General features: G+C 69.6%; 1 protein-coding gene. It reads left to right on the top strand.

Translation table 11 applies throughout. The annotated features are described in order from the left end of the window. Positions 1-120: 120 nt before the first annotated feature. Positions 121-872: sugar ABC transporter substrate-binding protein (locus STRIP9103_RS29615; RefSeq protein WP_048821220.1), on the top strand; the 752-nt coding region annotated here is incomplete at its 3' end.

Raw genomic sequence — 872 nt, 5'->3', positions numbered from 1 at the left:
CGAGGGGCGTGCGTACTCGGTATTTGTACGGATGGTGGGGCGGGGCGCGGGGGTCTTTTCTGTTCCGCACAGTCGGACGCCCGCCTCTTTCGGGCCCACGTCCCCTTGGAGATCCCCGCCATGAGCAGATTCCCGTACTCCGTCGCGCCGGCCTCGCGCAGGCAGTTCCTCGCGTGGTCCGCCGGGGCCCTCGCCACGACCGGGCTGGCCGCCGCGGGCTGCAGCGCCCCGGAGGGGAGCAGTTCGGCGAAGGCCGGGGGCGCCTCCCCGTCCGCCACGACGCTCACTCGGATCGGCCTGGACTACCCCTTCACCCAACTCCCGCTCTACACCACCCTCGTGAAGCTCTCCACCGCCGCCGCGAAGAAGCACGACGCCAAGCTGCTGACCACGAGCGACGCGAGCAACGCGGACACCCAGGCGACCAACCTCAACACCTGGGTCACCCAGAAGATGCCCGCGATCGTGTCGTTCCCGATGGTCTTCGAGGCCGCCGAGTCGATCGCGAAGGCCGCGCTGGACGCGGGGCTGATCTGGGTGACGTACGGCGGGACGCTGGAGAACCAGAGCGCCGACATCCAGTTCAGCTTCCGCGAGAGCGGCACGCTGCTCGGCGAGGCGGCGGCGAAGTGGGCCAACGACGAGCTGGGCGGCAAGGGGAAGGTGGCGTTCCTGGTCGACAACACGATCGAACTGGGCCGGGAGCGCACGAAGGGCATGGTCGAGGCGTTCACCAAGCTCGCGCCCGGCGTCGACGTGGTCGCGCAGGAGCAGGCCATCGACCCCGACACGGGGCTGTCGAAGTCGAACGCGATCCTCGCCAAGCACCCCGACCTCAACATCGTCCTCGGGATCACGGACGCGGCGGCGTA

The sequence above is a fragment of the Streptomyces ipomoeae 91-03 genome (assembly GCF_000317595.1).
Taxonomy (GTDB): Bacteria; Actinomycetota; Actinomycetes; order Streptomycetales; family Streptomycetaceae; genus Streptomyces; species Streptomyces ipomoeae.
This window is presented reverse-complemented; position numbering and strand designations above follow the sequence as displayed.